At 50.9% G+C, this 12699-nt stretch carries 15 protein-coding genes; 5 read left to right on the top strand and 10 right to left on the bottom strand.

The window, feature by feature from the left end; genetic code table 11:
* Window positions 1-117: 117 nt before the first annotated feature.
* Window positions 118-1005, top strand: coding sequence for a LysR family transcriptional regulator (locus CW267_RS09310; RefSeq protein WP_038422555.1), 888 nt, complete (start codon window positions 118-120; stop codon window positions 1003-1005).
* Window positions 1006-1046: 41 nt separating this feature from the next.
* On the opposite strand, the gene CW267_RS09305 is transcribed toward CW267_RS09310, so the two are convergent.
* A complete protein-coding gene (locus CW267_RS09305; RefSeq protein ID WP_004190055.1) occupies window positions 1047-1949 on the bottom strand; it encodes a LysR family transcriptional regulator in 903 nt (300 codons plus the stop codon).
* Window positions 1950-2052: 103 nt separating this feature from the next.
* Between CW267_RS09305 and CW267_RS09300 the strand changes: the two genes are divergently transcribed.
* Window positions 2053-3261, top strand: a complete 1209-nt coding sequence (locus CW267_RS09300; RefSeq protein ID WP_100781022.1) for an MFS transporter — start codon at window positions 2053-2055, stop codon at window positions 3259-3261.
* A 57-nt stretch (window positions 3262-3318) separates the two neighbouring features.
* Here CW267_RS09300 and CW267_RS09295 read toward each other — a convergent pair whose 3' ends face one another.
* The 8 genes from CW267_RS09295 to CW267_RS09260 all read right to left on the bottom strand — a co-directional run bounded on the left by CW267_RS09295 (window position 3319) and on the right by CW267_RS09260 (window position 8939).
* Window positions 3319-3939 (bottom strand): LysE family translocator, encoded by a 621-nt coding sequence (locus tag CW267_RS09295; RefSeq protein WP_100781021.1) that lies wholly within the window; start codon window positions 3937-3939, stop codon window positions 3319-3321.
* 185 nt (window positions 3940-4124) lie between these two features.
* Window positions 4125-5231 (bottom strand): PTS fructose transporter subunit IIC, encoded by a 1107-nt coding sequence (locus CW267_RS09290; RefSeq protein WP_100781020.1) that lies wholly within the window; start codon window positions 5229-5231, stop codon window positions 4125-4127.
* Window positions 5232-5273: 42 nt separating this feature from the next.
* Window positions 5274-5585: a PTS fructose transporter subunit IIB gene (locus CW267_RS09285; protein ID WP_004179922.1), complete on the bottom strand. Its 312-nt coding sequence runs from the start codon at window positions 5583-5585 to the stop codon at window positions 5274-5276.
* A gap of 57 nt (window positions 5586-5642) precedes the next feature.
* Window positions 5643-6113: a PTS sugar transporter subunit IIA gene (locus CW267_RS09280; protein WP_012968206.1), complete on the bottom strand. Its 471-nt coding sequence runs from the start codon at window positions 6111-6113 to the stop codon at window positions 5643-5645.
* A 113-nt stretch (window positions 6114-6226) separates the two neighbouring features.
* The gene (gene alsE, locus CW267_RS09275) at window positions 6227-6907 is read right to left on the bottom strand and encodes a D-allulose 6-phosphate 3-epimerase (protein WP_012968205.1); all 681 of its coding nucleotides are present in this window, start codon (window positions 6905-6907) and stop codon (window positions 6227-6229) included.
* Between the two features lie 23 nt (window positions 6908-6930).
* Window positions 6931-8193, bottom strand: coding sequence for a PTS ascorbate transporter subunit IIC (locus CW267_RS09270; RefSeq protein WP_012968204.1), 1263 nt, complete (start codon window positions 8191-8193; stop codon window positions 6931-6933).
* A 30-nt stretch (window positions 8194-8223) separates the two neighbouring features.
* Complete coding sequence (locus CW267_RS09265) at window positions 8224-8490, bottom strand: PTS sugar transporter subunit IIB (protein ID WP_012968203.1); 267 nt, start codon at window positions 8488-8490, stop codon at window positions 8224-8226.
* A gap of 11 nt (window positions 8491-8501) precedes the next feature.
* A complete protein-coding gene (locus CW267_RS09260) occupies window positions 8502-8939 on the bottom strand; it encodes a PTS sugar transporter subunit IIA (RefSeq protein ID WP_023322630.1) in 438 nt (145 codons plus the stop codon).
* Between the two features lie 217 nt (window positions 8940-9156).
* On the opposite strand from CW267_RS09260, the gene CW267_RS09255 reads away from it, so the two are divergent.
* Complete coding sequence (locus CW267_RS09255; RefSeq protein ID WP_032691394.1) at window positions 9157-10209, top strand: LacI family DNA-binding transcriptional regulator; 1053 nt, start codon at window positions 9157-9159, stop codon at window positions 10207-10209.
* A gap of 36 nt (window positions 10210-10245) precedes the next feature.
* Here CW267_RS09255 and CW267_RS09250 read toward each other — a convergent pair whose 3' ends face one another.
* Entirely contained in the window at window positions 10246-11166 is a 921-nt protein-coding gene (locus tag CW267_RS09250) for a LysR family transcriptional regulator (protein ID WP_100781019.1), read from the bottom strand.
* 104 nt (window positions 11167-11270) lie between these two features.
* Here CW267_RS09250 and CW267_RS09245 point away from each other — a divergent pair, with 104 nt between their 5' ends.
* Window positions 11271-11936, top strand: coding sequence for an SDR family NAD(P)-dependent oxidoreductase (locus CW267_RS09245; protein ID WP_100781018.1), 666 nt, complete (start codon window positions 11271-11273; stop codon window positions 11934-11936).
* Window positions 11937-12060: 124 nt separating this feature from the next.
* Window positions 12061-12699, top strand: a complete 639-nt coding sequence (locus CW267_RS09240; protein ID WP_032730404.1) for a hypothetical protein — start codon at window positions 12061-12063, stop codon at window positions 12697-12699.

The raw sequence follows: 12699 nt of genomic DNA, 5'->3' as shown, positions 1-12699 counted from the left end.
TGACTCAGGCCTTGAGTCTGGATTTTTCATCATTTCGCAGGAAAGCAGTAGATGCCTGTCCCCACTTACATTTATCGGTAAAGCCAATATAATTGGTGAATGGATCTCTTCTCAGCAATGCGCATATTTATCAGGGTGGTTGAACGGGGCAGCATGTCGGCTGCAGCCCGCGATCTCGGCATTGGCCAGCCCGCCGTGAGTGAAAGAATAGAAAAACTGGAAGCACATCTTGGGACACGTTTGCTTAGGCGCAACACGCGTAACATGTCTCTAACGCACAGCGGTAACGTGTTTTATGAGCGAAGCAAAACGGCCGTTCAGGCGGCAGAGCATGCTCTTTCTGTGAATGAGGAAAATCAGGGGCTGCAAGGCAAAATCCGTATTGCCGCGCCCTATTCCGCCGGAGAAAGCCTGCTGATGCCTGCATTGTTGCAGCTTCAGAACGAGCATCCGGAGCTGCAGGTCGATGTCATTTTTAACGACCGCGTCATCGATCCCGTCACCGAGGGGGTCGATTTATCACTGAGGTTAGGTGATGTCTCCGAAGGCTTTTTTGTCGCACGTCCGCTTGGCGCCGTGCGCAGAGTGCTAGTGGCCTCTCCGGCTCTGCTGGCGAAAATGGGTCATCCTGACACGCCGGAAGCGCTGACAGATTATCCATTTGCTGCTGTTTCCGGTGTATTCGCCAGTAATCGCATTCAATTGATCGCTTCCGAAGATCAACTCATTAATGTTCCCGTCAATATTCAATTTCAGTCCACGCACTGGCGGAGTGTCCTCTCCTGGTTATTAGCGGGACATGCCATTGGTGTTTTGCAAAGTCCGGTTTGCAGAAAAGAAATGGAACACGGCGCGCTCATCCCCCTCTTAAGCCACTATCCGATCCCGCCATTTAGTGCCTGGTTGCTCCATCCACCGGCTGGGATGATGTCGTATGAAACGCGAATTTGTGCCTCCCTACTGGAGGGCTATCTCAGAGATTTGTTGCTTGAACCGGCCGGCTGAATAAAACAGCGCCGCCCTGGCGCGCTGAAGATGGCCTCTTGTTAATGACTCAATCTCTGATGCATGAAATCAATAAGCGCTCTTGTTTTTGCCGGCAAGTAACGCCGATCTGAATACAGAGCGAACAATTGCAAGGGGGCTGCCGATTGTTCAAATTCAATCTCGATTAACCGCCCATCATCAATATAGGGTTGGCAGGCTTGTTTCGACAGGATGGCAAAACCGACACCTGAGATGGCCGCTCGCCCTGCCATCTCTCCGCTGTTGACCCGATAACGACCGTTAACCTTGATCGTCTCGAATCCGCCCTTTTTATTCACAAACTGCCAGGGAGCGCCTTTAAGCGCATTCACCGTTGTAATACAGGGTAACTCTTCAAATTGCTGTATTCGAGAAGGCGTGCCATAACGCTGGATGACGGAGGGGGCCGCAACGATGGTGCAAGGGATCGTCACCAGATGACGGGCGATGTAGTCACTGTCATCCATCTGACCACGGCTAACAATGACAGCTAAATCCAGATCATCTCGCAGGGATTCATAACCCGACAAATTTGTGACGCAACTTATCTCCAGGTCCGGATGCTGACAGGCGAAATCAGCAACAACAGAGCCCAGCAATACAGGACCGATTTCATTGGGAATACAGATACGTAATGGCCCCTTGAATTGCATTTGTCGCAACGTTAATTCGGTTTCAGTTTGCTCAAGTGCTTCCAGTAATGGCTTCGCCCGGGTATAGAGTAGATGCCCCGCCTGTGTGAGTTTCATATGTCGGGTACTGCGCTCAATGAGCTGAAGATTCAGTTTGTCTTCTAACTGAGAAATGCAACGGCTCACATTTGATGTCGGCATTTCCAGGGCTTTCGATGCCCCGACAAAACTGTCTCGTTCCACCACAGCAATGAAGATTTTCAGCGCATTAAAGTCCAGGACCGGCCGCAACAACTATCCCACATATGATAATAATGAGTGCCATTTTTATCATCTAATCGACAGGTTTGATAGCAGTTAAGCTAGGATATCTTTCATCCACAGGTCGCTTGCTATGCCACTGGTCACCACAACATTTAATCAAAAGGCACTCATTCGGATTGCTTTGGTAATCGCTTTTGTCCAGTTTACTAATGCGCTGGAATATATGATGTTCAGCCCTGTTTTTACATTTATGGCTGCAGATTTCGCTGTACCCGTCACCTTCTCAGGCTATGTATCCGGTATGTACACATCTGGAGCCGTCCTGTCGGGAATTATCGCCTTTTACTGGGTTGACCGTTGCAATAAGAAACGTTTTTTAATTGCCAATATGGTACTGCTAGCCATGGCGACACTGTTGACGACATTGACCACCAGTTTTCCTCTTCTTCTTACATTGCGCTTTTTCGCAGGACTGGTTGGCGGTACGACAATGGGTGTGGGGATCACTATTTTGATAAACCACACGCCGGCTGATTTGCGCGGAAAAATGTTGGCGACGGTGATTGCGTCATTTTCGATGGTCAGCATCGTGGGGATGCCCGCTGTACTATTTTTGTGTACTCATTACGGTTGGCATGTCGCGTTGTGGTTAATCTGCACACTGTGTTGGTTGGCATTGCCACTGATCGTCTCCATCATCCCTCAGGATCCCGTCACTTTCGACACGTCCCACGCGCTGCCCCTCGATGTAGATACTTTACTGTTTGCTTCCGGTAATGCGCTGGTACAGTTTAGTCCAATGCTGATCATTCCTGTTCTGGCGCCATTAATGACGCAGTTGTTGGGGGCTTCTCAAGGTCTGCTGCCCTGGTTGTTCTTCGGCGGGGGTCTGGCGGGGTATCTGTCTACCAGAATGACAGGCGCATTAACCTCTCGTTTTTCTGCTTTGAGTTTGGCGACCGGGTCGACCCTCGTTTTTATCCTGAGCTTGCTGATACCCCTCCTGGGCTATCCGCATCCGGCGCTATTTATTACGTTGTTTCTCGGCTCAGCTTACAGTCGTCTGGTGTCATCGTCGGCGGTGACGATTCAGTTTCCTGATAACAAGCAACGAGCGGGATTCTCTTCATTACAGACATCCATGATGTATCTGATGACAACTGCCGCATTTTTCCTGTCTGCTTTTTTGTTACCCGACCATCGCATGGCGCTACAAAATATGGACATGCTGTTGGCGGTATGTGCAATTACCGCATCAGGAACCCCAATTATTGTCATCGTTTTGCAAAAGAAACTGGCTAAACGTACGTTCGAGCCCGATCGTTACAGCACTGAGTAGTACTCCACGGGTTGCTCATTTTTTAAGACAAAAACAGGGGCATACGCCCCTGCGTGACTACCGCCGACTCATGGCCAGCTTCGCGGCAAATATCAGAAACAGGCAGCCGGTTGTCCGATCCATCCATTTCACCACGGCTGGTTTTTTCAGGATGCCGGCGGCATAGCGAGTGGCGGTAATCAGCGTTAACGACCACAGCGTCCCTATCAATACATGGATGGTGACCAGGAGAAAGGTCCAGTTGATCGGTGAATGCCCGGCAGGGATAAACTGGGGCAAAAACGAAACGTAGAAGACGCCCATTTTGGGGTTAAGCACATTCCCCAGCATCCCACACAGGAACCAGTTACTCGTGGAATCTGATTCGGTCGGGTTGGGGTTAAATTGCTGGCGTGGGCGCAGGAGCAACTGGATGCCCAGCCAGCAAAGGTATCCTGCTCCGCACCATTTCAATAAGGTATAAGCCAACTCAGAAACCGCCAGTAGCGCACCTAAACCAAAGGCCACCAGCGCGCCCCAGATAAAGCATCCGAGATCAATGCCTAACGCGGCATGCAAGGCTTTGCGTCCCCCTTCAGCGGTCGCCGTGCGGAGGATAAGAGCAGTATCAAGACCTGGCGTCAGGGTAAGCAGTGTGGCAGCGAGGGTGTAAGCAAGAAGTGAATCAGTGACGAGCATTTCCTGTCTCCGAAAGAGACAAGGCTACTGAAGCATTCACATTTTTGCAACAACAATGTTCACCCTGCTCCACTTTTACCCAGCCGTCCACCTGACGCAACTCAGCCCATAACTAAGGACCCCTCGGTTATGGGCTGATTTGCAGGACTAGCTCAACGCCATTGATAAAATAATACAGGGGTAAGTTAGCTCACTTTAATATCATCAAGGTCGATATCCTCTTCTTCGTGATCATGAGTAACCATCACATCACGCGGAATATCTTTTTTGATGACAGCATAAACCGTGGCGGTAACAACAATATTCACCAGCAGGGCCATAATGCCAGCCATCGGGTGTGACATGGTGGGGATCATCAGTACCCCACCAAAAGGCACCGTGGCATCCGCACCATACACCATGGTGACTGCGCCACCGCACGCGCCACCGATGGCCGCGGCGGCGATACCGCGGACGATATCGTTCATGACGATCGGGATAGAGCCTTCAACGATATTAACAATCCCCATTGGAACCGCCGATTTTAAGGTTTCCACTTCTTCACTGTTATAGATGTTCTTACGCAGAAGCTTAGCAATGAAGAAAGCCAGGCCGAAACCAATAGGCGTTGCGGTGTTAACTAACTGAAGCGCGGTAATCGGCTCATTTATTCCCTGCGCCTGCAGCGTGAGAACGAAGGCAAAGCATGTTTTATTAAGCGGGCCGCCAAAGTCAACAATACACAGAGCGCCTATCACTGCGCCCAACACAAGATTCGATGACGTGCCCATACTTCTCAGGAAAGATGTCAGCGCTTCCGTAAAGATACCGATAGGCGTACCAATGATATAGACCATAATCAGGCAGCTGATAATGGAGGCAAAAAAGGGCACGATCAACGTTGGCATCAAACCGCGAGCCCAGTCAGGCACCTTGACGTTTTTAATGATCGCCAGCGCGATATAGCCGGCAATGTAGCCACCGATCATCCCGCCGATAAAGCCTGCGCTGATGGTGTTCGCCGCCAGCCCGACGACAAATCCTGGTGCGATGCCCGGCTTGCCAGCAATCGAGCCGGAAATACCCACCGCAATGACCACCGGCAACAGCCCAAGCGCCTTAGCGCCCAGAGTGGCCATCGCCTGCCATAAATCAAATTGCCCCAGCGTTAACGTGTCCTGCACCGTTCCACCAAGCCCCATGCCGATGGCAATAATAAACCCAGCACCACAGACAATGGGGATCAGAAATGAGATAGCGGTCAGCAGATGTCCTTTAGGATTTGCTGCTTGCCATATTTGTTTTAGAGACATAAATTACGCCCTTAAGTATAGAGTCAGCAGGCCGAAATAAAATTATGAATTGACTATTTCACTGAGTTTTTCAATCAGTTTATTGGGGGATTTCACTGCCGTTTCCGTGGCGACTTTGACCACTTTCTTACCCGCAAACCGTTCTTCTCCCGTCACTTTAACATCCGCGGCAAGCAGAACAATATCTGCCATGGCAATCTCATCAGCGGTTAACTGATTCTCAATGCCGATGGTCCCTTGGGTCTCGATTTTAACGTTATGACCGGCTTTTTTGGCGGCTGTTTCAATTTTTTTTTGAGCAATATAGGTGTGTGCAATCCCCACCGTACAGGCGGTAACTCCGACAATATTCATCACGATTCTCCGTTAATTCATTTAATAATGATATAAAAGAATGTTAACAACTACATATTACGCTTCGGTGCTTTCAGTTTCTGAATTGAAAAGCGCAATGATTTTATATGGATCAGATTCAACCAGTAATTTAGCGATAATGTCTTCGTCGGCCAGTGACCCGGACACTTGCGCTAACAGGCGAATATGAGTGGCATTTTGATCCACCAGGCAAACCGCAAATAAAATAATACAGCGAACATCGCTGCCATCCATGGTCTCCCAGGGAATGGTATGTTGCGTGCGTCCGATGGCTAATGCGGTACGGGAAACACCGGAAGATTTGCCATGCGGGATCGCAATATGATTTTCAAAACCGGTAGAGCCTTGCTCCTCACGTAACCAGACATCACGAATAAAGTCCTCCTTATTAGTCACCGCACCATCCTGTACTAGTAAATCGGTGAGTTCTTCTATCACCTCTTCTTTCGTTCTGGCGGTCATATTTAACTTGATGTTTTTAACATTAAGCACTGTCGAAATATCCATAATTCACCCGCATTCATATAGAGTGGTCGTTGAATAACAGAGCAGGCATCGCTGGCGTGATGCAGGTCTTTTAATTTTTTATAAATATATGCTGTGGTTCGTAAAAAAATTAATTAGGCAGCGACGGTTTCACGCTGGAAAATCTCGATCATTCTGTCCCATGCCTGGCTGACATCCTCATGTAGAGAAAACAGACCCGATGTCCCTACGATAAAGACATCCACACCGGATTCGGCAATCTGGCCAAACGTTTTTGCATTGCAGGAGCCATCAATTTCTGTCAGATAGTGATAGCCATTATTTTTGCGCATACTGATGAGCTTTCTTATCTTGTTCAGCGATTCAGGAATAAACTTTTGTCCGGCATAGCCCGGATCAACTGACATGACCGTCACTTTATCCAACAGGTGCGCATATTCAGCAATACTTTCAGCCGGTGTCGCCGGGTTCAACACCACCCCGCATTGCTTGCCTGCATCCTTGATCTGATTCAGCAGGCGGAAAATTTTGTTATTCGCCGTCTCGGGATGAAAGCTAATGATATCGGCGCCGGCCTCGAGACACATGGGAATAATATCTTCCGGATGGTTCACCATCAGATGGACATCGATGGGAACGGTAGTGATTTTTTTCAGGTTCTCAATAAAAAAGGGAGACAGTGTGATATTGCGGACGTAATTACCATCCATTATATCAACGTGATAAAAATCCGCTTTTTTATTCATTGCCGTGATCTGTTCTTTGAACTGCGTTAAATCCATGCACATCAGTGAGGGTGAAAATTTCGCGCTCATAAACCATCTCCGATAATAAACAGTTAGTTAAACATTGCGATAATATGCCCCAGAACGATGCCGACAACGCCAAAGTCTGCATCGCCAAAGGTTGTAGAACCCAGGCCCATGTCTCCCATCATTGGCAAAAGGATGGCCGGCAGGAACGAAATGAGCAGGCCGTGGGCAAATGCCCCCACCACTGCCCCGCGACGTCCGCCAGTGATATTGCCGTAAACGCCAGCCGTTGCCCCGCAGAAGAAATGAGGAACCAGCCCTGGAACGATGACGCTCAAACCGAACAGCGGGCAGAGAAACATGCTGACCAGGCCCGCGACAAAGCTTGCGAGAAACCCGACGATGACGGCATTGGGAGCAAAGGGAAACACCGTCGGGCAGTCGAGCGCCGGCTTCGCATCTTTCACTAATTTGTCTGCAATACCTTTAAACGCTGGCACAATTTCGGCAATCACCATCCGCACACCGGCGAGGATGATATAAACCCCCGCAGCAAAAGTGAGGGACTGAATAATGGCGAAGATAATAAAATTCTGACCGGCACTCAGTGTCTCCTCGACAAAGGTTTTGCCCGCGACGACCACCAACACCAGGAACAGAATCATCATAGTGAGAGAGATGGCCACCGACGAGTCGCGAAGAAAATTGAGTGACTTAGGCACTTTAATTTCTTCAATCGAGGGGCTACCTTTCCCGACGACTTTGCCCACCAGCGCGGAAAGCAGATAACCAATAGAGCCAAAATGGCCGAGAGCCAGATCGTCGGTATTGGTAATTTTACGGGTAAACGGCTGCAAGATCGCCGGAGAGATCACCATCATCGCGCCGAGAATCACCGCCCCGATGGCCACCACCCACCCCCCCGACAATCCCCCGACTGACAAGATCACCGCCAGCATCGCTGCCATATAGAGCGTGTGGTGGCCCGTTAAAAAGATGTACTTTAATGGCGTCAGACGCGCCAGGGCGATATTGATCAACATGCCCAACACCATGATTGTGGCGGTTTCCGTGCCATAATTCTTCTGCGCCAGCGCGGCCATCGCGTCGGTGTTAGGGACCACCCCCTGAATATGAAATGAATGTTCAAACAGCTGGCTAAAAATGGTTAATGTATAGGCAATGATACCGGCGCCTGCCGTTAAAATAACAAAGCCCATGATGGTTTTCAGTGTTCCTGAAATAACATCTGAAATTCCTTTTTTTTGCAACAGCAGACCGATCAGAGAAAACAATCCAACCAGAATTGCCGGTGTCCCTAACACATCATAAATAAGGAAATGAAGCATATTAAACTCCACGGTTCAGAAAGCCGTTGCTTAAATGTGTTCTGCTAAAATCTCTTTGATTTTATTGTTGTCGAGTAAATTACTTAATCCAACAACCTTTGCGGAATGACCAACTAAATGTTCGGCAATATCGTTGGCGCTCAGAATAAGGTCCGCCGTTTCGCTTTTCGCTGACGTCAGGTCGGTATGCGCGACTTCAGCCTCTTTATTCATTTCGGCAAGAATTTTTTTGACATTCATTTCAACGATAAAGCTGCTGCCTAAACCATTGCCGCAGACGATGAGTACTTTTTTCATTCTCTTTTCCTTCAGTCAATAACAGCCTGAATTGCCTTAATATCATCGGCTTTTAACAATCGTTCTAGCTTTTGCTGATCGCTAAAGAGTTCTGCCAGTTCACCGATCATCGTGATATGTTCATTCCCGGAACGAGCGCATAGCATAATAATCACGTATACCGGGTCGTTCTCCGTTGAGCCAAATGATATGCCCTCTTTAATATGAAGGAGCGATAATCCATTCCTCAATGCACCTTGTTCAGGGCGGGCATGGGGCATTGCTAATCCCGGGGCTAATAGATAATAAGGCCCAAGTTCTTCATGGCTTTTCAAAATCGCCTCAATATAGTGCTCTGCCATATACCCCTGCGCCAGCAAAGGTTCTGCTGAGAGTCGAACGGCATTTTTCCAGTTATCTATTGAGTTAATGACATTAATTTTATCCGGGGTTAACCAGTCTCTAATCATATGCACTCCCGAGGGGTCCCATGTGCTGAACTATAAACAGCTAAATAAAATACAACTGTGATACACCTCCCAAAGTTAGCGCTAACAAGTAAAAATGTTAAAAAATGAGTTACCGCTAACACTGGTTATAATGTGCTTTCCCCCTCGCTGTGGTAAGTTATAATGTGTATCAACGATTTACTTTTGTTACTTTTTATTTTTCAAACGGTTGGTGATCCTGGTGAAGAGTCTAGACGCAGACAATAGCCCGAAAGAAAAACGTCGTAAGGGAACTGGGAAGATAACCCTGACCGAAGTGGCTGAGTTTGTCGGCGTGAGCGCCATGACCGTCTCGCGTGCGCTGAGAATGCCTGAAAAAGTCAACCCTGACCTTCGCGACCGTATTGATGCGGCAGTAAGCCAACTCGGCTATGTCCCCAATCTCCAGGCGCGTAATCTGGCGTCGGTCCATTCCGATCTCATTCTGGCCGTCGTCCCCACCTTCTCTTCGCCAGGTTTTTTGCCGGTGTCGGAGGCGTTACAAAAGATCCTGACTGAACGCGGCTATACCATGATGTTTATGGAATCCGGTCATGACGGCCAAAGCGAACAAAAAACGTTTGAAAAAATGCTCGCCTATAACCCGGCAGCGATTATTCAGTTTAATATCGACACCATTGAGAGCTGTACCCAGCTGCTGGCCAACGTAGATGTGCCTATCCTGGAAATTGGCGCGTTAAATACGCAGTCTGTTGGCATGTGCATCGGTGTGGATTACGGTAAGGCTGTGAAACAGATCGTGACCCACCTGGCGGACGCCTCATTAAAAAATATCGCGTTACTGTGTACCCCGGCCAACAATACAATGTTTCGCCAGCTCCTGAGCGGCTGGAATACGGCGATGCTGGCCCTTAACCGTTCTCCGCATCGGGTAGTGACCACTCATTTGCCTTCCACCATTGCCACAGGGGTGAATATTTTCAAGGATATGATGATCACCTGGGGCGATCTGGATGCGCTAATTTGCACATCGGATGAAATGGCGTGTGGATGCATGATGGCCTGCCACAGCGCCGGGATCAAAGTGCCCAATACCGTAGCCATTGCGAGTTTAGGCGGCGGGGTATTATCGACAGTCTGTTCCCCTGCCCTGACAACCGTTGAATTTCACTGGCATGACATTGGGGTGAAGGCCGGGAAAGCGCTTCTCGACCTGCTCAACGATAAACCTTGTGAAAAGTTTATTGAAATTCCGTCAGTACTCAAAGTCCGGGCCAGTACCGCGGTATAACCGCCATCCGTGGCTTGCTCTATCGGCACCCCCCGTTTATCGCTTCAACTCGTCCTGCCACAGCGGGGATGACGCCAGCTGCTGGCATACCGCGTCGATAAATACCCGGGTCTTGGCGGGAACCAGCGTGCCGGGCGGCATCAGGGCATAAACGCTAACCCGCGCCGCGCTGCGCCAGTCGGGCAGCACGCGGACCAGTTCCCCGCACTGTACCGCCTGATTAACCATCCATCCCGGCAGCAGTGCGATCCCGGTTGCGCGAATGACCGCCGTCAGCAGCGCTTCACTGATATTGGTGGTGAGGGGGCCAGATGGCGTCACCTGGATATGCTCCCGACCATTCTCGAGGATCCAGTAGGGCCAGTCCGGATGGTGGGTAAAGCCGAGACACCGATGGGCTGCCAGTTGCTCAGGATGAGTTGGTTCACCGTAGCGTTGCAGATAGGCCGGCGAAGCAATCAGCTGGCTGCGAAACGCCCCCAGCTCGCGCCCGGTTAAGGTACTGTCCCGCAGGTTTCCCAGGCGGATCACCGCATCAAACCCCTCCGCGACAATATCGACTCGTCGATCGAGAAGATGGGCATCAAGGCGAATATCCGGATACGCCTGCAGGAAATCAGGAAACATCGGGGCAATCAGCTCCCGGCCAAAGGTCACCGGCAGTGAGACCCGCAACGTTCCCTGTGGGGTGGCAGCGAAGTCGCCTACTTCCCGGCTGGCGGCGCTGAGCTCATCCAGCGCCGTGCGGGCGCGCTGCAAAAACCAGGTCCCGGCTTCAGTCAGCGTTACGCTACGGGTGGTACGCACCAGCAACCGGACACCCAGTTTTTTCTCAAGGTGGCTGACCCGGCGGGAAATCACCGACGCATCCCGCTCCAGCCTGAGGCTGGCCCCGATAAAACTCCCTGCCTCAGCCACACAGACAAACGCCATCAGCTCATCAAAATCATCGAACATGATTCCTGCACCCTGCACATTAATCATTTGCAAATAAGGCTAATTATCAGCGATCTGTTGGTCTATTAACATAGCGGCTCTTCAACCTACAGTGAGAGCAGCCTATGAAAACGTTTTTGAGTATTGGGTCCGGTCCTGGGATGGGAATGGCGACGGCCTCACGGTTTGCCGGTGAGGGATTCCGGGTGGTGCTGTCCTCTCGCAGTAAAAGCAATGTGGCGGCACAGGCCGACCAGCTGAGAGCGGCAGGATTTGCCGCGGAAGGCCGTGTGGCGGACGCCAGCGATATCACCAGTATCGCGGAACTCATTCGTGAGGTAGAGGTGGAAACCGGCGGTGTGGATGTGCTGCATTTCAACGCCGCGGCCATGCATGACGGTAATCTGGAGACCCAGTCGGTGGCAGGCTTCATTCAGGATCTCACCACCAATATTGGCGCGGTATATGCCGCCATCAAAGCGGTCTCGCCGCGGATGGCCGCGCGTGGAGAAGGCGCGATCCTGCTGACTGGCGGGATGTTTGCCACTCAGCCCCACCCGGAGTATCTGACGCTGAGCGTCGGCAAAGCCGGGCTGCTTAACCTGACGCATTGCCTTTTCCCGGTATTGAAAGCGCAAAATATTCATCTTTCCATCGTGACGGTGGGGGCCTACGTCACGCCGGGTTCCGCCGAAGCCCGGGAGATTGCCGATCTGTTCTGGCAGCAATACCGCCAGCCATCCGCGCAATGGACAGCGGAAGCGTTTTATCCCGTCCCACACCATCAGTAACCTTCCCCGGCCGTCGCCTGGCGTCCGGGAGCCATCGCCCGGACGTGCGGAAGAAACGTCATCCATCGCTTGCTTTCCCTGTCACCTCGGATCAGGATACGACGATATTCATGGAGGCTATGTGATGAAATATTTTATCGGTATGGCGGTGACGTTATTGTTGAGCACGCCGGTGCTGGCGGCGGGCGAGCTTGAGATTAACCAGTCTCCCCTGACGCTGGTGTTGAGCGATCAGAATCAGGCACGGGTCTCTTCCTGTGCCGATTTCATTGCGCTGCGTAAAGCGGGAGAGACCGTCGATGCGCTGCCCGGGCTTTCCGACCCGGATGGCCGTGCGGCGGAAGCGGCGTTATTCTCCTGCTGGCTACAGGCCTACACCATCGATCATACGTTATTCCCCTCTGCCGCGCCGAAACCAACCCTGGCTGAGGTGGTTCAGCACTTTCCTGCCAGCGCGGCGTTTATCGTCAGCGATGACGAAAACCAGGACGTCGCCAAAAACTATGTGGGGAAAACCATCGCCGACTATACCCCGGACCTGAAAGCCAGGGACGATCGTCTGGAATCAGCGGCCAGCGCCAGCGGTTATGTGCTGGATGAGTATTATGCGTTTACCGATAAGCAAGGGCATCAGCTCAACATTGTCGCTCTGGTGGGCTACGCCATCGGCGGTACGGCAAGCGTGAAAAGCTACTATCGCATCGATGACACGCACGCCCGCGTCTGGAGCGTCACCCTGCTCGATGAGAACAGCCCGTTATAA

The sequence above is a fragment of the Klebsiella sp. X1-16S-Nf21 genome, from assembly GCF_002837615.1.
GTDB lineage: Bacteria > Pseudomonadota > Gammaproteobacteria > Enterobacterales > Enterobacteriaceae > Klebsiella > Klebsiella variicola.
The sequence above is the reverse complement of the archived record's forward strand: the minus strand, read 5'-3'. Positions and strand labels throughout refer to the sequence as shown.